Source organism: Endozoicomonas sp. ALB032, assembly GCF_049310125.1.
Taxonomy (GTDB): domain Bacteria; phylum Pseudomonadota; class Gammaproteobacteria; order Pseudomonadales; family Endozoicomonadaceae; genus Endozoicomonas_A.
Genome location: NZ_JBLYNW010000001.1, coordinates 2,392,167 through 2,413,264, shown reverse-complemented (window position 1 = coordinate 2,413,264; position 21,098 = coordinate 2,392,167). Strand labels below are relative to the sequence as shown.

Here is a 21,098-nt window from a genome sequence, read left to right as displayed (position 1 = left end):
GCGCCCGTAGCGAGGACGGCAGAAAATTGAGGATGAAAATTCGGTTTTGTGAGGAGAATAGCGAGCTATTTGACGAACAAAAGCGGATTTTCAGACCAATTTGCTGCCGCCGCAGTAGGGCAGTCTATTCTCGGTCAGGCTCCTAGCCATCGTCGTAAATCACCTTAAGAAATAATCACGCTACCTGGGTGCCCACTCTCTTGCCGTATCCAGATCAGCATTGTTAAATCCGACACAGCGCATGGGCAGAAGTCTGATATCATATTCCGTCATTACACTTAGAACCGGCCGACTGATATCGTCATTAACAAGAGCACAGACTGCATCAGCCGTCCTGACCAGGTGTGCTTTTTTCTCATCCAGATGAATATCAAAGTATTCCCGTTCAAAGCTTTAGTCGGCATTGTACTGGCCAAAAAATTTACGATCGTATTTTTTGGCACTAAAGATACAGATTTTCATGATCGTTCAGGTACCTTCTTTACTGGCATGAGCAATGGTTAAGCATCATAGCGGAGTTTTTTAGTGAAAATAGCCTTTCTATGCCAACGTATGGCAGCCTGGCTAAGCAGTGTCATTATTCTGATGGCCTGTCTGTGGACAGGCGATCTGTTCAGCGTCTGGATCAATCATGCTCTGCCGGGCAGTATTATCGGCATGCTGCTTCTGGCAGCCCTGCTGGGCAGCGGCCTGATTCGACTGTCCTGGGTTGAAGCCGGTGCCAGCTTTCTGGTTCGCTGGATGTCCCTGTTGTTTGTTCCCATTGGAGTCGGTGTTATCAATCAGCTGGACCTGCTGGCCAACAGTCTTGGTGCTCTATTGCTGACCAGTATTTTTGGAACAGTGATCGTTATGGCCATTGCCGGATGGTTGTTTCAATGGCTGGAGCATACACGACAATGACGTTGTTCCCGATGTTTTCGACCACTCCGATGAAGGGCCTACTTTACTGTTCTCTGACAGTGGCTGTCTACCTGATCGCCTGGAAGCTTCAGAATCGTTTTAAGTATTCACTGCTTAATCCGTTACTGATCAGCATTCTGGTACTTGTGGGTATTCTTCTTGGCGGCAATATTCCCTATTCCGACTACCAACAGGGAGGTGACTGGCTAAGCAACCTGCTGGGCATCGCGGTTGTCGCTCTGGGCGTGCCTCTTTATCAACAGATGAGAGATATTCATCGGGAGCTGCCCGGTGTGATTCTGGTGGTTTTTATTTCCAGCCTGTTTGCCCTTGTCAGCACAGTTATACTCGCGGTTCTGGCTGGGGCCGATGGTCAGGTCGCTGTTTCCCTGGCACCCAAATCGGTCACAACACCCATTGCTGTTATGATTGTAGATAGCTTGAATGGTGTCCCTTCTCTTACGGCTATTGCCGTCATCCTGACGGGTTTGATGGGCGCTATTTTTGGCTTGCCATTACTGTCGTTGCTGAAAATCACTGATCCAAAAGCCAGAGGTATTGCTATGGGCACAGCCTGCCATGCATTGGGCACTGCGAGAATGGTTCAAAGTTCATTGAAAGAAGGCGCTTACAGTGCGCTGGCGTTAGTACTTTCTGCCAGTATCAGTGCTCTTCTGGCTCCATGGGTGATACCCAGGGTTCTTGGCTGGTTAGCCTAAATTAGCGGCCAGGTTTTGCCTGGCCGCTTTTCCTGCTTAATACTCTACGCGATAACTCAGAGTGTAAGCACGACCTTCTGCATTATGAGCACTGATGCCATTGTAAGTGTCACCAGCCCACTGGCTGTAGACCGTTTCGTAGTCCTCATTCAACAGGTTGGTTATACCTGCTTTCAGAGTGCCCACGGGCATAGCGAAGGAAGCCAGCAGATCAACAGTGGTATAACCGTCAACCTCATAACTTACGACATTACCACCAGACACTTTCTTGCCTTTGTCGTAATCGGCAAAGGTTGTCGACTGCAGACGTATACTCATATCTTCCTGATCGTAGGTGACATAGGCCACGTACTTTTCAGGAGAGACATCGGCTGCCTGCAGGTCAAGCCATTTGCCCACTTCTTCGTAGTAGCTGCGTCCTTCTGTGAAGGCGTAGCTGCCACCGACACTCCAGTAATCATTGACGAAGTATTCCAGGGAGCCTTCAAAGCCGTAAACTTTCTTTTGCTGGTCCAGCAGGTCCACATTGTAATCTTCATTAAAGTCTATGGTTTTATCAGACTCGTTATAAAAGACAGAGGCATTGGCCAGCAGGTCGTCAAAACGTCCGCGCCAGCCCAGTTCATAGCTGTCAGTCTTGATGGCATCCAGATTCGCTTGTGAGATATCGGTAGAATTCAACGGCAGACCGGGGATTATGGCCAGAATACTGTCTGGTGAAATCACATCCCTTAAAATCCTTGAAGCATCAGGGACTTCAAAACCCTGAGAGTAGTTAACAAACACTTCATTGCTGCCATTCAGCCGATAGACCAGACCAACGTTAAATAGAGTATCGTCATACTTTCTGACATCACCCTCTAATACAGTTACATCTGCATTAGGAAACAAAATAGGCAAAAACCAGGTTTCTGCTAACGGAGTGTAGTCAGCAATATCCAATTCAGCGCGCTCGTGACGAACACCGGCGTTCATGGTCAGCTGTTCGGTAATATCCCAGGCGGTCTGCAAGTAAAACCCAAGGGTCTTGGCATCGACATCCGGACCGTATTCATAGGAAGATCCTGTCGGTTCAATAACTGTGCCGCCACTGTCAATGTACTTTTGCAGATCGTGCAGTTGTCCTCTCTGTTCGCCTTTGTCAACATCGTAGTCAATACCGTAGGAGATTCTGAACGTATCGGTCAGAGCCCTGTCGAGAAGCAGCTTCAAGCCATAGACTTCTGAGGTAGACGTCGACTGATTAACAAAAGTAGTGCCCGGGGATATCGTGGAACCTAACATATTCGGGTAAGGGAAGAACCTTGCGTCACGCTCACGATAGTAGGTTTGCAACTGAAAATTATTGCCTAAAAAGTCAGCATCACTGTAGATCAGATCAATGGAATTTCTCTTGCTGTAAGGCTGATCTTCCAGCTGCAACCCTTTAACAGGTGGTGGTGCGTCAGCAGCATCTCCAGTGATCAGAGAGGAAATGTCGGGCGCGTAATCAGAATCCATCTGATCATCAAAATATTGCAGTGTCGTCTCCAGGCGCTGCTCCGCGTTGAAGTCATAACCCAGTTTCACCAGAACATCTTTGGTATCGGTATCGCTTCGGCTGACCTGAGAGGGGTCCGGGTTAACCCGGTCACCATCGGCATCAAAAATGCCATCACGACTCTCGTAAGTTCCGCTGAACAGGTAATCAAAATTACCGTTACTGCCACTGATACTCTGATTCAGGGTATAGCTGCTCAGCTCGTCACCAGATACCTTGATGCCGGCTTCAGAAGCAAACTGGATATCGCCTTCGGCTGGCTTACGGGTGATCAGGTTGATAACAGCGCCGGTCGCACCACCACCATAAATTGCGCTGGCACCGGAAATCACTTCAATACGTTCAATGTTTTCAGGACGAATCATGCTGAGCTGGCGACTGATCTGACGGTTCTCGGTCTGAGCAATGCCATCAATCAAAACCAGAGCCTTACGACCACGGACGCTTTGGGTTCTGTCGGTCACCGTCTGAGTGCTGGGACCAAAGCCAGGGACCAGCCGTTCAAGAATATCAGCCAGTTTCTGACCGGACACGCTCTGCTGGGCCACTGCTTCACCACTGATGACCTGTACGGTCCCGGAAACATCAGAAATACTGGCTTCAGAGCGGGAAGCGGTAACAACGACTTCTTCCAGCCGGGTCACGGAATCATTGCCTTCTGCAAAAGCATTCTGACTTCCCAACGCCATGGTTATAGCGATGGCAAGAGGCGTTTTATTTGTTTTCATAGGTTAGCTTTCCCTGTGTTTGATTATCATTCTCATTAGATCCCTGTTCTTGTTCCAAGCCCGCTTCCCGCAGGTTTCTGATTTTTTCAAAAAGGTTATTTAACGACTTTGGACGTATTTGCCACTGAGCAGTAAAAGGATGAAATAAATACCACCGGCTCCTGAGACCAGAAGACCTGAAGGAATTTCAAAAGGAGCCATCAACGATCGTGATAGCCAGTCACTGATGACCAGCAGCAAAGCGCCCGTCATGGCAGTAGCCGGAATCAGATGTCTGTGGCTTGACATGCCGGTGACGCGGCAAATATGGGGCGCCATCAACCCGATAAAAGAAATACCTCCCACTGTCGCAACACTGGTTGCACTCAAAAGGGCGACCAGCAGCATCAGCAGATACACTGAAGCCTTTACTCTGATGCCCAGCAGGGAAGGCCAGGAGGCGCCCAACTGAAGAATGTCCAGCTTTCGCCACATCAGCATAAACATGGGTATCAGGATTAAGACACCAGAAGACAACAGATAAACCAACTCACTGCTGGCTGCATAGGTACTGCCTGAAAGCCATACAAGCACCTCGCTGGACTGATTACTGCCCAGCACCATCACTACGCTGATCAGCGTTGCCGAAACCGCAGAAAGACAGAGGCCAGCCAGGGCAAAAAGCTGGGGATTAAACCCGGTCATCCGACTGAGGGCCATTAAAAGAAGCAGGGCAAAACCACTGCCAAACATCGACAGCATGAGCAAGTCCAGACGCTCAAGACCAGGCACCATGACAGAGCCCAGGACCACAAACAAAACGCCCGTGGTCGTCAGACCAGAAACATCGGGACTGGCCAGAGGATTTCTCATCAGGGTCTGAAGAACCAGACCAGAGACAGCCAGTGCAGCTCCGGCAAAAGCTGCCGTTAAAACTCTGGGCCAACGCAGGTCGATCCAGGACCGGTCAAGGCCGCTGAACAGACTGAAGTAAAAAGCGACCAGCACTAAGGACAGCAGAACCCAGAGGACTTTTACCGGAGACACGTGAAACAGAGCACGTATTCCTGTCTCACCGGGTGCTCTGGCCAAATTGCTGATCCTTTTACGCTGGCTCAACAGGAAAATCATGAAAGGTGCGCCGACAACCGTTGTCATGGCTCCGGCCGGGATACTGTAATGGGCTTCGGACATCAGGAAAGGAATCATTCTGGCCAGCACATCTGCACCCAGTAGCAGCAATGCACCTGTCAGGCTGGCCGCCAGCAGACGTTTCCATGCTGAGCGATAACCAAGACCACGGGCAATGTGCGGGGCAATCAGACCAATAAAACTGATCATTCCCACCTGACTGACGACAGTGGCAGACAAAAGCAGAGCAATCACCAGCGACAAGCCAACGGTTCGTCTTACATTTATCCCCAGACTCTCGGCCTGATCTCTGCCCAACTCAATCAGGTCCAGACGTCGGGCCAGCAATGTGGCAAAGAGAATCATCAGGGTAAAGATCGGCCAGCTGCTGTTGATAGCCTGATAGTCAAACTGGGCAAGATTCCCTGCCCCCCAGGTGTACAGGCCCTCCAGACGATTCTCGAAAAACATCAGAATACCGGCACTGAGAGCACCCAGTGACAGGGTAATGGCCATGCCAATCAGAACAAGGTTAACCGGTGAATCACTGATAGCTGTGGCCAGCCTGAACACCAGTAAAGTGGTAAGCGCAGCACCCGCAAAGGCGACAACAACTGGGTACTGGTCGGTCAGTTCAGGCAACAGAACAGTTCCCAGCACTACGGCGAGCATGGCCCCGGAGTTCACTCCCAGTGTTGCCGGACTGGCAAAGGGATTTCTTGTCGCTCCCTGAATCAACACACCCGCTGCCCCCAGTGCGGCACCGCATAACAATGCCATCAATGTTCTTGGCAGAAGGAGCCAGGTCACTATTTCAGAGGCCATAGCATGATCGGCGGGTTGCTGCAGGAACGGCAATCCATTCAACAAATCAAGATCAATGCCGGCAGGCCCCACTGTCAGGGAAACAGTGACCAGAAGGATGAACAAAAACAATGTCACTGCCGTCTTTTTAACGCCTTCATAAAAACTGTATACAGACTCCAGAGTAAACATCACACCTCCGGAGCCAGATAACGGGCAAAAGCCTTGGCCATTCGAGCAGCCGACTCAGGGCCACCATATGACCAGAGTGCGGGCAGATAATAGACCCGGCCTTCTTTAACAGCCGGAAGGGCATTCCAAACCGATGATTGCGCCATCGTTGGCAGATTTTCAGGCTGACTGCCAATAATGATCAGACTGGCGTCGCCAATAGTGGTCAGTTTGAGGAGGTCAACATGGGTAAAATCCCGACCGGGCAATGAAGAGTGCCAGCTGTTTTCCAGACCAATCCTGTTAACAATGGCACCCGCCAGAGACAAATCGCCGTAGACTCGAAGTCCCAGTCCCATACCGACAAACTTACCCACAACGACTTTCTGGCCGGAGAGTCCCGCTGCTTTGATCATATTGCGGGCCTGTTCCAGCTCAGACTCCATTTCCCTGAGTCTCTTTTCTGCCAGAGCTTCGCGCCCCAGAATATGTGCCACTGAACGAAAAATACCCTGCATTCTCAGAAAATAATCCAAAGGATCTTTCTGGCTCGGGTACTGGGAATAAAGAACGGTTGGAGCAATGCTCTTAAGCTCTGAAACTATACGACTATGACGCCATTTATAGCCAAGAATAAGATCCGGTTTGAGAGCCGCTATGGCTTCCAGACCCGGCTCAGCTCTCTGCCCGAGTTCGGTAACACTTGCCGGCATAACCGGATCATCGGACTGCCACTCCCGATAACCCTTTATGGAAGTCACCCCTGCAGGTACGACACCGAGGGTGAGCAGCATTTCAGCCTGGGTCCAGTTCAGTGCTGCAATCTTTTCCGGGGTTTCGGCCAGATCGGGTTCAGTGACTGAAGCCATCGCTGCTACCGATGTAAACAGCAGGCAACAACAGCTTTTTTTCAGGACTGCAAACATCAGGCGACTTCCTTGCTCAAAACACGATGGATCACGGGCTCAGCCTGACGCTCACCCAAGGGCAAAAAGAGCGACTCTTTTCTTCCTTCCAATTGCACTTCCCAGGTCTCTACCCCAAATACATCCGAGATAATGCGCTTATCCAGTACCTTTGTAGCTGCACCTGTTCTAATCACCTGCCCCTGATCCATCAGCACTATTTCGTCGCTGTACTGAAGGGCCTGATTCAGGTCGTGAAGTACCCAGATAATGGTGGTCTGCTTTTCATCATTGAGCTGTCTGACAATATTCAGCAGGCGCAATTGATGAGCGATATCCAGCCATGAGGTTGGCTCGTCCAGAAGTAAAATGCCGGTTTCCTGGGCCAGCACCATGGCCAGCCAGACTCTCTGCATTTCACCACCGGAGAGATGATCAACCAGTTCACCGGCATAATGATCCATACCGACTCTGGAGAGTGCCGAACTGACGGCCCTGTGATCCTCTTTTTTCAATCGCCCGAATGGACCTGCATAGGGGTATCGGCCACAAGCCACCAGATCCGTTGCCGACATACCAAGTGGAACCGGTGAGTGTTGTGGCAACAACGCCAGGCTTTTAGCCAGTTCTTTACGGTGGAGTGACTTCAACAACTGCCCTCCCAAAAGCACCCGCCCTTCACTGGGCTCAAGCAAACCGGAGAGCAATTTCAGCAGGCTACTCTTACCCGAGCCATTGGGTCCGAGAATAGCGGTTATTTTTCCTGGCGTGATGTCAAGATGGGTTGGTTGCAGAATGGTTTTTGTTCCCACCCGCAAACACGCCTGGTCAAGCGTTAGGGTCTGCTCCATGGCCTCAGTTTCTTTTGTTCTGTGGAAGTGTGATCGCTTTACTGTCAGACAACTGAAGCAAGCTCCCGGACTCTCTGCTGAGCCGGACTGACCATTCACTGAATAATTATTTTTCAATTTCAGACTGCCTGATATTGTCCTGATGCAGTCGTACAATCCTGATAGCCATTGGCTCAACCAATGGACAATGGTTGCGAATGATAATAGTTATTATTTACACCATCAAGCTTAAACTGCCGTTTGATGGCACCGCTCAATCGCCCAGTCACGAGCCTGATCAAAATCGAGACAGGACACCATGGGAAAAGGCATAGCCTTTTTCATGTTGTCACTGACCACTCTGTCACCCTCCTGTTCGGAAAGCACAACCCGGGCAATACCACGGCAAAACGCCCCCAGTTTTATCCTGTTCTCTTTAAACCAGAGCCCTAGTTCTCTTCTGGCTTCCGGTGAAAACTCACTGTTGGGCTTTGCCTGAATAATGAGACTGAATGGCTGCTCTCTTGCCAGCAGCTCAGAAAGGTCGACTAGCCATTGGCGAGCATCATCGTCGCAGGCCGGGCGATTAAAGCTGACTGTGACAATGGGCCAGCCCACCATTTGAATTGAGTTCATGTAAACCTAACAACTCCGTTTCTTTGGAGATTCAACTAATAAAAAGGAAATCATCAGAAGCAGAACAGCCAGAAAAATGCAGAAAACTTCTGCCATCTGAATGCCCAGTGATCCTCCCAGTCCGGCCAGAAGCGCTCCCATGGTATATCCGAGGGTATGAATCATAGCGAGGGTTCCTGTCAGAACGCCCTGCTGACCTACCTGTTCTGACGCCAGTGTCGTGTAAGCAGGCGTCAGTAATGCAATCGAAGCGGCACTGATGACCAGTCCGAATATCAGGCATATCAGTTGAGTGGAGGTGATCAGCAGGAAACTACCGAACAGTAATAAAACGCTGCCGACTTTTAATGACAGAATCAGCCTGCCCTGAGCAAAACGAGATACCAACAAATGAGCAACCACCGTCGAAAAAGCGGCTACCATCATGAGCATCGAAAGTACTCTTGATGCTGATACTCCGTCGTAAGAAAAACGCTCTTGCAAAATAGGACCTATAAGGTACTGCAACAGGCCAAAGAGCGTTGTTACAGAGCAGGCCACCAGCAAAACAGGCCAGAGTGATTTCAGCATTTGCCTGAACGGGTTCTTTTCTTCGCTACCTTTTTCTTGCCTGACTTCTGAAGGCTTGTCATTGGTTAATATTGAGACCTGTATTAGCAAGGGGATAGCACAAACTACCAGTGCTAAAACAGGAAACAGGCTGCCCTGGGAAATCAACATTGCCGGAATCACAGGACCTATGAGACGCCCGGCATTTATACTGACTGTAATCCGGCTTAGACCAGGCAGTCTGTTAGAATGATTACTGTCGTCTATAACCCAGGCCTGAACCGCTGGATACAAACCCGATACCAATAGACCATAAATAGTCCTGGCGAAAAACATCAAACCAATGGCCAACTCTCTGCTCAGCAGACCAGAGCCCAGACCGTGAAGCGCGAATGCCAGCAGTAAAAAGCTGGCCGCAAAACCAAAGAGCCCGGACTGAACCACTCGCTTGCGTCCAAAACGGTCACTTATTCTTCCCCACAGGGGCGAAGTGAAAATAAACAGACAGGTTCCCAGTGCCACCATGGCCGTCAGCAGGCCATAACCTAAACCGGTTTCTTCAGCAATGGCTGGCAGGCAGATCAATAGCGTCGTCTGCCCGGCACCGAGCATAAATACCGACCCAAACTGGCTGAACTCTTTGATGGAGTCTCCGGTCTCATAAACGGGTTTTGCTATAACAGGGCCAAGCTCATTTTGTTGCATGGTTGATGTTTGTTGTTGTGATCTGTTGCAAATGATAACAATTCTCATTTACAATTCAAGCCCTATTGAGCCAGACCTTAAATAAAATCCTCGTAACAGTAATTAAGGTCTTCCAAATTATGTGCTGAATAATAAGATCATTCTGGAGAATGAAATCAGTGTCCACACCGCTTTTAGAAACCACAACCATCAAAGCTGTATACGATTCATCCTATAAAAGGTTCGGACATGAGCTTACGTACGACTGCAATAGTCATGAGCAAGCTGAAAGCCTGAGTGCTGGCTGCTTTTTTAATGCCTTGCTCAGGGAATGGAAAGACTGGTCATTAGAGCCTGTTGGTAGCCACAAGAAGTGGTTGAGCGGTCAATCAATAAGTTCAGACTGGCAGCCGCCTGTTGACGCTGAAGCCACTGCTTCAATCCCCTTGAACAAAAGCGACTGTCGGCTTTTGATTTATATTAAATATTTATCCATCAGCGGCAGGCATCAGTTCTGCAAACCCATTGCCCTGGTTAACCAAAAAAACAACACCATCACTGATTTATCCTTCACTGAAAGTGTTCAGTTAATCGTTAAAGACAATGCTTTATGGAACAGTGACGCCGGGCAGAGACAACTGTTTTTTAATCGTGTTAAAAGAAGCGTTGAGAATATGGCGTCTGTTCTTGAATTAAGAAAAAACGAACTTGACCAACTATTTTCCGGCTGCACAGATTTTCAATCTTCAGAGCAAGCCCTGCTGGCAGGTCACTCCGTTCACCCTACCCCCAAAAGTCGCGATCAATTTACCGCAGAAGACTCACAGCGCTATATTCCTGAATACGGAAACAGCTTCCAGCTGCACTGGTTTTCTATTGATGCCAACCTGCTGGAAGCAGACAGTGTTCATGAATATTCATTCCATGAACTGACTCGCCAACTGGCTTCTGAAGATCCGGAGTTCTCCGGTCGTTTTCCTGAAGACATTCCCGAACACCACACCCTGTTACCCGCTCACCCCTGGCAGGCTCAGCAATGGTTAAAGAATGCTTATATACGGCAGTTGCTCAGTGAAGGCCAAATTATTAACTATGGTCTGCATGGTAGCCAATGGCGTGCTACTTCTTCAGTACGGGCGATCCATGGAATACACGCCTCCTTGATGTTGAAGTATTCACTCAGCGTCAAACTGACTAATTCGATACGTCACCTGCTGCCCAAAGAAGTGATTCGGGGCAAGGAAATCCATCAGGTGAAATACCAGACGCCTTTAGGCAGTGATTTGAAAAGCCTTTATCCGGACTTCGAAATCATTACCGAACCGGCTCATGCCGCCATCAAGGGAGAAGACGGCCAGGTGCTGCCTGAAACCATGATGGTGCTTCGGGAAAATCCTTTCAACCGGGAAACCGTCAACCAGTGCACTGAGTTACTGGCCAGTCTTACCCAGGACAACCCGGTAGGTGAGCCCAGACTGATTGCTCTGATCCGGGAATTAGCTGTAAAGGAAAGGGCCAGGCCTGAAGCTGTCGCACAAAAGTGGTTTGGAAAATATCTTTCCAAAGTTTTAGAGCCCATGATCGTTGCTCAATCAGACTTTGGTCTGCTAATGGGCGCACATCAACAAAACCTGTTGCTCAGAATGCCAGAGGGTTACCCGGAAACCGTCTATTTCCGCGACTGTCAGGGCACGGGGTACAGCCGCCTGGCCAGAGAACTCTTGCAAGCACACCTGCCTCTGGCTGATGAAGAAAAAGAGCACCACGTCAGTGAACAGCTTGGCAACCGGCTATTTACTTACTATCTGCTGATTAATTCCACCTTTGGTGTTATCAGCGTGTTGGGAGCCAGCAATATTCTTCCGGAGAAAGAGCTTCTGTCCTCCCTCTACCGTTTTCTGGACAACCTGCGCAAGCAGGGCCGCCGGGACACCAGCTGCCTTGATTACATGCTCGATAGCAGAGAGCTCTGGTCAAAAGGTAACTTTTACTGCACCTACTGCAACATTAACGAGAACACATTAAAGAACCCGATGGATGTCTATCACTCCATGAGAAACCCCTTGCAGGCATTCAGTGAGGTTGTCCGGTAATACACCCCATTAATTTTATCGTGAAAAACATTTTGCAATGCCATTTTCATATTTGAGCATGACGCACCTTGTTTTTCTTCGCACAAGGCTACTCAGACTCACTCTTACGGAAGAGCAATGACTAAAATAACAACGATTACCCTGCCAGGGGCATCAGACTGCAAGATTTCTCTGCAATTACTGTCATCCAATAGCCTGACGGTGCATGACAACAATCAATCTCTGCTGTTAAAAATCTCGGAGCAGGATAGTGCCTTAATAACTGCAGCTAACGAATCCGATCTCCCTGAGAATGTGCCCAATCACCTTATTGCAGCCAGTCTGGATTACCTGTTTTCCCGCAATCCGGATCTCTTCCAAATTCAGGTTGCAGCTTCGTTGGCTGAAAGGCTTCAAGATAATCAGCTGATACACAGCCATAAAGAAAGCTCAAAGGAAGCTACCTGTTATCGCTCAGGCCTCTATCAGGACCGAACACTCTGGCACTATCAGAGAGATCATCAGACGATACCTGAAATCTGGACTGAAAACGAAAAAGCTGTCACGCATCCACTTCGTCAGGAACAGCCTAAAGGTGTCGTTTATAAGCGTTATGACTATCAAAATGACCTCACTGTCTCCTTCAGAACCCTTGATCCGGACCAGGATCTTGATCTCTTCCATGAATGGATGAATCAGCCTCGTGTCGCAGAGTTCTGGGAGATGGCCCAGAGCCGGGAAGAACTGACAGCCTATCTTCAGTCAGCATTGAAAGACCGGAGAACCTGGCCAATGATCGGGTGCATCAACGGAGAGCCTTTCGGGTATTTCGAACTCTACTGGGCTCTGGAAGACCGTATTGCTCCCTACTACGATTGCCAGCCCTGGGATCGTGGCTTTCACCTTCTGGTAGGGAATCTGGAATTTCTGGGCGAGAGATATTCCAACAGCTGGACAAAGTGCATTACTCACTTCCTGTTCCTGGACGAGCCCCGAACGACTCGTCTGGTGGGAGAGCCCAGAGCTGACAACAAGAGATTGCTGAAGCTGTTGAGTCCCGCTGGCTGGTCATTGGTCAAAGAGTTTGACTTCCCTCACAAACGTGCGGCACTGGTCAACTGTTACCGGGAGAGTTTCTTCCAGGAGATCCGGTTATGAATCAGGCTGTTACGGCTTTACCTGTCAATCAGTGCCTTGAGTTCTGGCAGAAAGCTAACCGTCGGTTGTTAGCAAAAACACTCAGTGAGCTGAGCTGGGAAGAAGCCATCATCCCCAAAGCAATTGCTCCTGAAGAAGTGAGTGGCGGACTGTTTATCCTTGAACTGAAAAGCGGCGTGAACTATCGCTTTTATGCTTGGAGAACCATCTGGGATCAATTAATAGTGGATACTGCGTCCATTTCCCGTAGCTATCTGGACAGTTGCATCGACTCAGCACTGGAAGTCAGTCAGTTTTTTATAGACGCCAGGGAGGAGCTGGGACTGGACTCAGCAACACTGGCAAACTTCCTCGAAGAACTGGCCAATACGCTGATGGCCGAGGTACAGGTTCAGAAAAACTATCACCAGAAAAGTGCAGCCGAACTGACTGAGCTGGAGGATGACGAACTGCAATGTTATCTGGATGGCCATCCCAAAGTCACCGTCAGCAAAGGACGCCTCGGCTGGGGACAGGAGGATTATCAGGATTACGCCACTGAGTTTCTGCCCGAAATCCAACTTGAGTGGGTGGCATTGAGCCGTGAAAACTGTAGGCTCTCTCTGGCCGTCGACCTTCAGGAAAATGATCTGATCAGCGCTGTTCTTAACAGCAGGGAGCAGGCAGATCTGAACGTCCGCTGTCGTCAACTAAATATTGATTCAAGCCACTTTTTCCTTATGCCGGTGCACCCCTGGCAATGGCGCAACCGTCTGGTCAACCTGTTCGCTTCTGAAATTGCTACAGGTCACATCGTTCATCTGGGAAGCTATGGAGACCCCATGCTTCCACAACAGTCTCTTCGAACTTTGTCCAATAAGAAGCGACCAGAGCAACTGAACATCAAACTGCCACTCTCGATTTTAAATACCTCCTGCTACCGGGGTATTCCCGGTCGATATATCCAGGCAGGTCCCATGGTTTCGAGCTGGCTCTCTGAAATAGCTGCGTCTGATCCAACCCTGTGCAACCGCAGAACCATTATTCTGGAAGAGCCTGCCGGGGCTTTTTATCCAAACCCTCAGTTCCAACAGATAGCGGATGCTCCCTACCGTTATCATGAAATGCTGGGCTGCATCTGGCGTCAGAGTGTTCACGCTAAAACCGAAGAATCGGAACGGGCTATCCTGATCTCTACCCTGTTCCAGAAAGACGGCTATGGCTATCCATTGATTTGCGAGTACATTCATCGTTCGGGATTAACAACAGAACAGTGGTTATCAAAGCTTTTTGATCTGGTGGTGGTTCCTCTTTATCACCTGCTGTGTAAATACGGTGTTGGTCTGGTGGCTCATGGCCAGAATATTACTCTGGTTCTGGATAATCATCTGCCAGTCAGAGTAGCGCTGAAGGATTTTCAGGGTGACCTGAGACTGATCGATCAGGACTTCCCTGAACTTGACACTCTGAGTGATTACGCCCGTTCAGTCACTGCCCGCCTGCCTGCTGCTCACCTTATTCACGACTTGCAGACCGGTCACTTTGTGACTGTTCTTCGCTTTATCTCTGCCTGTCTGGCCGAAAAAGGCTTTTCCGAGTCCCGTTTCTACCAGTTGCTGGGTGAACAACTTAAGTCGTATATGAAGGCACATCCCGAACTGGAAGATCGCTTCAAACTGTTTGATCTGTTCACACCGGAAATGGCACGGGTTTGTCTGAACCGGGTTCGTTTCAAACTCGGCTATGGCGACACCAGCGAACGCCCTCTGCCAGAACTGGGAACCCCTCTCAAGAACCCTCTGGCAATAACACTCAGGGAAGAATGATGAACTTTACACACTACCAAGATGAAACCGCCCCTCTGGATCTGGCCGGACTGGGATCTGGCCCGTTCAACCTGAGTCTTGCAGCACTGCTGGACAGTCTTCCCGAGCTAAAGGTCCGTTTCTTTGACAAAAGACCCGCCTTCGGTTGGCACCCGGGGCTTATGTTGCCTGGTGCTCATATGCAGACCTCCTGCCTGAAAGATCTGGTAACTGCTGTACAACCCACCAGTCGCTGGTCTTTCTTGTCATTCCTGGTGGAAAAGGGACGGTTTTATTCTTTTTTAGCCACTGAAAAGATGGTGATCAGCCGCAGCGAATTTGTCGAATACATGAACTGGGTCGCAGAAAACCTGGAGTCTTTGCAGTTTGACTCGCAGATCAGGGAAGTCAGCTTTGAAGAGGGTAGCTTCGTGCTGCGCTCGGACAAGGAGAAGGTTAAAGCTCGTAATCTATGTCTGGGAACAGGCAAAGTACCCTGCATACCTGATTGCGCTCGAGCTCTGGTGGGTAGGCATTGCTTCCATGCCAGCGAACTGATGACCCGCCAGCCTGATCTTCGCAACAAAAAGGTTGCCGTTATTGGGGGCGGCCAGACGGGTGCAGAAGTCTTCCTTAACTGTCTGCGTGAACAATGGGGTAAAGCTGATGAGATTCAGTGGATTTCCCGCCGGGCCAGCTTTGAGCCTCTGGATGAAAGTCCATTTACCAATGAATATTTTACGCCCGGCTATGTTAGCCGCTTTTTATCCCTGCCTGAGGAAAAAAAAGAAACCATTGTCAAATATCAGAAGCTGGCCAGCGACGGCATTACGCCTGCATACCTGCTGGAAATCTACCGGGAACTTTATGACCGCACCTACTTGTCCCGGAGTCAGGTAAACTGGAAACTGCTGCCTGACCGGACCCTCACGGCCATGTCTGAATCTTCGAGTGGCTTTTACGACCTCAAGCTCACCAATTCGCTGTCTTCAGAGGATGAAGTGCTCTCTGCTGATATCGTCATTCTTTGTACAGGTTTTCAGAATCTACTGCCCCGCTATCTGGAGCCAATTCAGTCCAGATTGAACCTTGACGAACACCAGCGTTTCAAACTTTCTTCCAGCTTTGCCGTTGATTGGGATGGTCCGGACAACAGAAGCATTTACGCCGTCAACGCAGGTCTGCACAGTCATGGTATTGCAGAGCCACAACTGAGTCTGACCGCTTGGCGATCAGCAAGCATCATCAATGATCTGACAAAGCGGGAAGTTTTCTCAATCAGTCAACCAGGCAGTTTGATTGGGTGGTAAATTTGTTTTCAACGACCCTGAAAAAGACGGGTAATTATTTTGTAGGACTGGTCGGCGTCATTGCTGTTTTACTGATCGTCATCCAGTTCATTCCTGCACTCAGTAAAAACCCGTCTACCACCTCGGCTCCCGAACTCCGTCGCGCAAATGAACTTCATGACTTTGTTGAACGATTACCGGGATCTTTATGTCCGTATATCCCCTGTTACATGGCTGAAGCTGCTCCTGCGGAAGGAGGAGGCGGTGGTTCATCATTTCTATAAATTACCTCATAGTACTTGAGAGGCATTCCAATATAATTTCCGTAGGCATTAATGATTGCTTCAATCGTATGAAAGTAAAGTTTGCTATGACCAATTATGCTAAAAAAAACGCCTTCTCCTAAGTACAATTAATCTCTCTGCTCCTTTGTTATAGGCAATAACTGCGGCCATCGCTGATTTATTTTCTCTGCCCCTGGCAGTCCCTGTCCAACAACTCAATATTTAATTTCATCGACAGTAGAGTAGCAGCCAGATTCACGTTGTTACGGAGAGTTCCATCGACGGTTAACAGGCCCCGAGTTTCATCGATCACCTGCTTCACCTCCTTTTGACGTTCTTCAGGAAATTGCTCCAGCAACCGATTCAGATTCTGCTGTCCCTGGGTCAGGTGTGCAAACCTCAGAGGAAACTGGCGTAACTGATACAATTGAACCAAATCTGGTTCCAACCCCGATTCCTTCCAGGTTCGGAGTGCCATAACAATAAAGAAGTCGAGGTCCAGCGCATCAAAGGCAGGTTTGTCTGCTGTTTCGATAAAGTCCTTAATCTCACCATTAATTACTAATCGACCCAATTGTTTGGCCGACTCCAGATACATTATCTGCAAAAAAAACGACATTGTAATGTCTTTAGTAAGGGGTTCTTTGTCCGCATAATAAACGTTTTGATCCAAGACAGGGAATTCCAACAATGTTTCCAAATCGTGCATCATAAATGACTCACAACCAAAGTCAGTAACCTGACGTCGAGGCAGAAAATAAAAACGGGAATCAGTGAAGCCGTGATATTTTATCGCCAGCGTCAACGCTAAACCGACAAAATGCGACATGGGTGAATAAGTTTTTTCTGCCTGGAAGCGCTTAAAAGTACTCAGACTATCAACGAAAAAAAACTGATAATGCCCTTCACTATTTCTCCTGGTAGAAACAACACAGACATGACCTGTTTTATCCTGAAAAACATAATTTTTTGGTTCTTCTACAGTAATGAATGGCAGCTGGGTTATAAACAATGCAAGTAGCTGACGAAGACACTGATGGGAACCAAGATAAACATTCATGAGTTTTATAATGTTCGGCTTGGCAGTACCCACAAGTCTGTCAGCTGGCTCATAGTTGGGCAACCCTTCAGGTAACTCAGACTCAGGGAGCACAACTTCGGTAAATAATCTGATTAAGACTGCTGGCAATGTCTTAAACGCAGGATAGTCTAATGAAATATGTGTCAATTCACCTTTTTCCAGCTTTCCGGGAAAATGAAGCTGAAGCAGCCTCAAAATCCCTTTCCAACGGTATTCCTTGTTCTCCAGGAAACCTTTTTCTTCCAAAAGATTGGGGTTTGCCCGATACAATTCCTGCAATTCTGCATAAAAGTCATCAATATTTTTTTTCTGATCCATTGTTTTCAATGACTTTTCAGCAGCCTTAAGTATTTCTTTCAGTTTTTCAAGATGCCTGACATAACTCTCATCGTTTCCGAAAGCCGATGCTGATGCTGCACCAGAGCTTGAGGAATCTGAATAGCCAGAACTACTCTGCCCTTTATTACTTTGCTTTTTACTTTGTCGCTTATGCTGCGGTGATGGTGATTTAACATCGGTTTTAGACTGTTCCCTGTTTTCGTTGCCAAAACGGTTTAATTCGAATGGATAGGCAGAAAACACCGTTCCTTTATCTGGCTGTAATCCTCCCCATTCAGAGACAGTCGAACTGACTATCGAACCTTTTTTTCCCTTCTGAAACAACAAAAGCGGAACAACCTTAGTCTTGGGCAAACGAATAGGGTCGGATAAAAAAGAGGAAAAAATCGCCTCAATGCCAACGCCAGAGATCATTGACGAAACGTAAGAAATTGCAGCCTGGCTGCCAGCTGACAAAATAATGCTGCCATAAATAAAGACACAGCACATATTCTTCATTATTGATAACCAAGCTCCAATAGAAGAAAAAGGATTATTCTAGACAAAAAGCTCAGATTTTCCTGACTCTGGGATAACTTCTTTAATTGACTCGTTCCCATGTTTAATTTCAAGTGATCTGTCAGTCTGATATGCATTCCCACGCTGGGGAGGGTGTTGCGAAACTTCAACAGCTCGTTCTCACGCTCTGAAGTCGTCATTCCCGCGAAGGCGGGAATCCACACTGACTCACCACCAGAACCATACTGCCCGGTGCTCCCCTGGCCTTGTCCTCCCCGAGAAGGGAGAAATCCATCGTTGGCGCTGGATTCCCGCCTTCGCGGGAATGACGAACTCAGAGCATGGGAACGAGCTGTTGGAGTTTTGCGACACCCTCTGGAGCGTGGGAACGAGCCAATTCCGTATGGCTGAATACTTATAAGCTAGCGACCAGATGAACGATCTTGGCATTTCAGCCAATGGTCATTTAGTTTGCATGCAGAGGCCCGTTCTGGCGTATATTTGCTTACCAGTATTTGCGAGTTTTCAAAGTGAGCAGAGGAGTCCCAGCCCCAAACTTTCCAAGTAACCTGGAACCTCACCGGTACTCCGCTGTATTTCGAGTCAGGGAGTACATAGTAGAAATCCTGGAAATGGCCTCCATAGAAGGGTCCGTCACCGTGTTTGGTGTGTTGGCCGTCAATGTAAAGGTCGACGTCGGTTACGCGTGCTTCCTGACCACGATTATTATTCCAGAAGATGTGCACTACCTGGTTGGCACAGAATTCCCCTGCCGTTCCACTGTGGCATTTTGGTATCGACGGAAGCCCTATGGTTCCAGGATCGCCTGCGTATATGGGTCCATCTTCACCGTATCCGCCCGGATTGTGGGAATCATCTCTGGATTTAAAATATAAATCCCGGGTGACGCGTCCCAAGTGACCACTTGATTCTCTGTAGGAGTAGGTAGCCCTGAAGTAATAAGTCTTACCGGGTTTTACCCGATAGTAGAAACCATTCAAGAACGATCCGATGCTAGCCATCTGAGTGTAACCTTCCGACAGGTCATATGCGTTCTTGGCGACATGAACCATAGTATGGACCATGGTAATATCACTATGCGCACTGAAATCAGCCATGCCAATCTGCACGATATCACCAGTGCATATCTGGTTGTGGGGGCAGTCAGCACTATACACAGACAAGGGGACGCCGTCGTGCTCCTTAGCGTGACTGTTAAGCTCCGCATTAGCCACTTGCATCCCTGCGAAACACGACAGCACGAACAATAAAAGACTTTTAAAAAATTTTGCGTGATTCATGAGCTTGAACTTCTTAAACCTTAGGAGAGTTAAGCGTGTTAAGGTTAGCTTCGTTTTAACCCCCTCACACGAAAAAACATTCGGTCAGATTTCAACATATGCCTCAGTTAGCTTATCGGCGAATATTTCGGCGAATACGGCCTCCGTATTCACAAGGTTAACCTGTAACTCTACTTCGAGTTCTTCCATTTTTTCTTTACCCAGAGCCATTGGTAGCTCTGTGCAACCTAACAGCACGTGCCCCACTTCCCTGCCTGCCTTTCTCTCACTGTTGACGTATTGACGGATCATCGAAGACAGCTCCTCCTGCTTATCGCTCCCCCCCGTTCTCTTTGTATGATCTATCAGCTGTTGCAAAACTTTCTGGTCAGTTTGTGACAGGTTAATCGAATCTACCCCCTGCTGCCCGAGAGTCAGAGAATAAAGTTTGTTTTTATAAGCTTGCGTCGTTTCCAGAACCAATGTCGTCGTGTTTTTAGAGGGCACCTGATCTTTTGCAATTCTGCTCGCTATCTGATCCACCAGATGCAAAAGTGGCTTTATGCCCAGTTTTTTTAATGTGGGGCATTTGGCATGTGCCGCATTACTGGCTATTACGTAGCTCCGGTGCCGACGGGCTGCAAATGTTCGAATGTTATCTATGAAGCTGGAACCACTGGCAATCACTTCCCACAAGGTCCGGGGTGGTGGGCAGGAAAACAGGTTCATTACCAGATGATCTTTATCTCCTCCTTTTGTGAAAAAATCATCCAAAGCTCTGGTCACTATTTTGGCATCTGACAGCGGACCCATACCGCCAAGAACCCCCAGCTGGCTACGTTGGCAATTGTTTTTTCGAGCGGATTTACCAACGATATGAAGGTCGATGGTTGGCCTTTGGCTTTCCTTAGGGATGAGCTTTGCGATGGTTTGCTGTAGATCGTTGTAATAGCTTATCTGGTCAGGCTCTATTTCAAGACTGATCCGTTGTTGACAGTATTTTTTTCTTGGCTGAATACTGTGTTCGGAAATCACTCGCCGGGTCCAGTCATGCTCAGTTTCACTCTTTTGCGGCTTAGTGGACAACAGTTGCTGATCAACCTCTTGCAGAATTGCCGCCAGTTTCTCTCCTCGCTCTCTACTGCTTTGAAAAGCCAGCAACTGTGCCTTCTGGTCAACGCTAATATATCCTTCTCTGGCCAGTTGGTTGATGCTAATGGATTGTTTGAGCTTGGTGCCATCAGGTTGAACGACCGTAATATTTCGATCTTTTATTAATCCAAAGGAAAATACCGTTCTCAATGCCTGAACGATATTTGAAGATTTTGCTTTTTCACCAAGGGATAAGTATGGCGGCTTTACCAGAGCGGTTGTTGTGACGCTGCGTCCTTTGGTGTGGCCCGTGCTTGCCTTTGCTGAAGACTTTCTACTGACCTTTTCGACTGGGTTCGAAGGCATGCTTTTTTGAGAACCAATTTTCATGCTGCCTTGTGTCCCGGCTTATTTTCTCCTGTAATTTTCTCGGCTTGCAGGGAATTATCTTTATCAGAAACGATGAGGTACTCAACCATACGAAATCATATTTTCTGACTTATTGTTCAGGCACTCGCGGCAACTGCTCCTGCGTTGCTCTAGCTCCTGCATCCATGCAGTCGTGATGCGTTGCAACTCTGGTCACATAGCTTGCTATGTTCCCGTCGTTGCGCCTTGCAGAGCACCTGCCCAATAAGCCAG

At 48.5% G+C, this 21,098-nt stretch carries 17 protein-coding genes and 1 pseudogene; 8 read left to right on the top strand and 10 right to left on the bottom strand.

Annotation, left to right across the window (positions count from 1 at the left end; genetic code table 11):
• Window positions 1–180: 180 nt before the first annotated feature.
• Window positions 181–372, bottom strand: a pseudogene (locus ACO6VG_RS08680) (2-hydroxyacid dehydrogenase); the annotation flags it as partial.
• Between the two features lie 153 nt (window positions 373–525).
• Between ACO6VG_RS08680 and ACO6VG_RS08675 the strand changes: the two are divergent.
• Together ACO6VG_RS08675 and ACO6VG_RS08670 are read left to right on the top strand one after the other, a co-directional pair.
• Window positions 526–903: a CidA/LrgA family protein gene (locus ACO6VG_RS08675; protein WP_422473524.1), complete on the top strand. Its 378-nt coding sequence runs from the start codon at window positions 526–528 to the stop codon at window positions 901–903.
• Window positions 879–1,622: an LrgB family protein gene (locus ACO6VG_RS08670; protein WP_422473522.1), complete on the top strand. Its 744-nt coding sequence runs from the start codon at window positions 879–881 to the stop codon at window positions 1,620–1,622. The genes ACO6VG_RS08675 and ACO6VG_RS08670 overlap by 25 nt, the downstream gene beginning before the upstream one ends.
• Window positions 1,623–1,658: 36 nt before the next feature.
• Here ACO6VG_RS08670 and ACO6VG_RS08665 read toward each other — a convergent pair whose 3' ends face one another.
• The 6 genes from ACO6VG_RS08665 to ACO6VG_RS08640 form a co-directional block, all read right to left on the bottom strand.
• Entirely contained in the window at window positions 1,659–3,890 is a 2,232-nt protein-coding gene (locus tag ACO6VG_RS08665; RefSeq protein WP_422473520.1) for a TonB-dependent receptor, read from the bottom strand.
• Between the two features lie 99 nt (window positions 3,891–3,989).
• A complete protein-coding gene (locus ACO6VG_RS08660) occupies window positions 3,990–5,996 on the bottom strand; it encodes an iron ABC transporter permease (RefSeq protein WP_422473518.1) in 2,007 nt (668 codons plus the stop codon).
• Entirely contained in the window at window positions 5,996–6,901 is a 906-nt protein-coding gene (locus ACO6VG_RS08655) for an iron-siderophore ABC transporter substrate-binding protein (RefSeq protein WP_422473516.1), read from the bottom strand. Before ACO6VG_RS08655 ends, ACO6VG_RS08660 begins: the two co-directional genes overlap by 1 nt.
• The gene (locus ACO6VG_RS08650) at window positions 6,901–7,731 is read right to left on the bottom strand and encodes an ABC transporter ATP-binding protein (RefSeq protein ID WP_422139700.1); all 831 of its coding nucleotides are present in this window, start codon (window positions 7,729–7,731) and stop codon (window positions 6,901–6,903) included. Before ACO6VG_RS08650 ends, ACO6VG_RS08655 begins: the two co-directional genes overlap by 1 nt.
• A 228-nt stretch (window positions 7,732–7,959) precedes the next feature.
• Complete coding sequence (locus ACO6VG_RS08645; RefSeq protein ID WP_422410426.1) at window positions 7,960–8,346, bottom strand: hypothetical protein; 387 nt, start codon at window positions 8,344–8,346, stop codon at window positions 7,960–7,962.
• A 6-nt stretch (window positions 8,347–8,352) separates the two neighbouring features.
• Complete coding sequence (locus ACO6VG_RS08640; RefSeq protein ID WP_422473514.1) at window positions 8,353–9,648, bottom strand: MFS transporter; 1,296 nt, start codon at window positions 9,646–9,648, stop codon at window positions 8,353–8,355.
• A gap of 101 nt (window positions 9,649–9,749) precedes the next feature.
• Between ACO6VG_RS08640 and ACO6VG_RS08635 the strand changes: the two genes are divergently transcribed.
• From ACO6VG_RS08635 to ACO6VG_RS08615, 5 genes are all read left to right on the top strand, one after another.
• Complete coding sequence (locus ACO6VG_RS08635) at window positions 9,750–11,672, top strand: IucA/IucC family protein (RefSeq protein WP_422473512.1); 1,923 nt, start codon at window positions 9,750–9,752, stop codon at window positions 11,670–11,672.
• Between the two features lie 117 nt (window positions 11,673–11,789).
• Window positions 11,790–12,809, top strand: a complete 1,020-nt coding sequence (locus tag ACO6VG_RS08630) for a GNAT family N-acetyltransferase (protein WP_422136570.1) — start codon at window positions 11,790–11,792, stop codon at window positions 12,807–12,809.
• Complete coding sequence (locus ACO6VG_RS08625; RefSeq protein WP_422473510.1) at window positions 12,806–14,614, top strand: IucA/IucC family protein; 1,809 nt, start codon at window positions 12,806–12,808, stop codon at window positions 14,612–14,614. The genes ACO6VG_RS08630 and ACO6VG_RS08625 overlap by 4 nt, the downstream gene beginning before the upstream one ends.
• Window positions 14,611–15,903 (top strand): lysine N(6)-hydroxylase/L-ornithine N(5)-oxygenase family protein, encoded by a 1,293-nt coding sequence (locus tag ACO6VG_RS08620; RefSeq protein WP_422473508.1) that lies wholly within the window; start codon window positions 14,611–14,613, stop codon window positions 15,901–15,903. The genes ACO6VG_RS08625 and ACO6VG_RS08620 overlap by 4 nt, the downstream gene beginning before the upstream one ends.
• A gap of 2 nt (window positions 15,904–15,905) precedes the next feature.
• A complete protein-coding gene (locus tag ACO6VG_RS08615) occupies window positions 15,906–16,166 on the top strand; it encodes a hypothetical protein (protein WP_422136567.1) in 261 nt (86 codons plus the stop codon).
• A 178-nt stretch (window positions 16,167–16,344) separates the two neighbouring features.
• On the opposite strand, the gene ACO6VG_RS08610 is transcribed toward ACO6VG_RS08615, so the two are convergent.
• Window positions 16,345–17,913 carry a hypothetical protein gene (locus ACO6VG_RS08610; protein ID WP_422473506.1) on the bottom strand — a complete coding sequence of 523 codons (1,569 nt, stop codon included), beginning with the start codon at window positions 17,911–17,913 and terminating at the stop codon, window positions 16,345–16,347.
• Window positions 17,914–18,240: 327 nt separating this feature from the next.
• Between ACO6VG_RS08610 and ACO6VG_RS08605 the strand changes: the two genes are divergently transcribed.
• Complete coding sequence (locus ACO6VG_RS08605; RefSeq protein WP_422136565.1) at window positions 18,241–18,495, top strand: hypothetical protein; 255 nt, start codon at window positions 18,241–18,243, stop codon at window positions 18,493–18,495.
• 11 nt (window positions 18,496–18,506) lie between these two features.
• Here ACO6VG_RS08605 and ACO6VG_RS08600 read toward each other — a convergent pair whose 3' ends face one another.
• Together ACO6VG_RS08600 and ACO6VG_RS08595 are read right to left on the bottom strand one after the other, a co-directional pair.
• A complete protein-coding gene (locus ACO6VG_RS08600) occupies window positions 18,507–19,385 on the bottom strand; it encodes a hypothetical protein (RefSeq protein ID WP_422473504.1) in 879 nt (292 codons plus the stop codon).
• 84 nt (window positions 19,386–19,469) lie between these two features.
• Window positions 19,470–20,822 (bottom strand): aspartate/glutamate racemase family protein, encoded by a 1,353-nt coding sequence (locus ACO6VG_RS08595; protein WP_422473502.1) that lies wholly within the window; start codon window positions 20,820–20,822, stop codon window positions 19,470–19,472.
• Window positions 20,823–21,098: the final 276 nt, after the last annotated feature.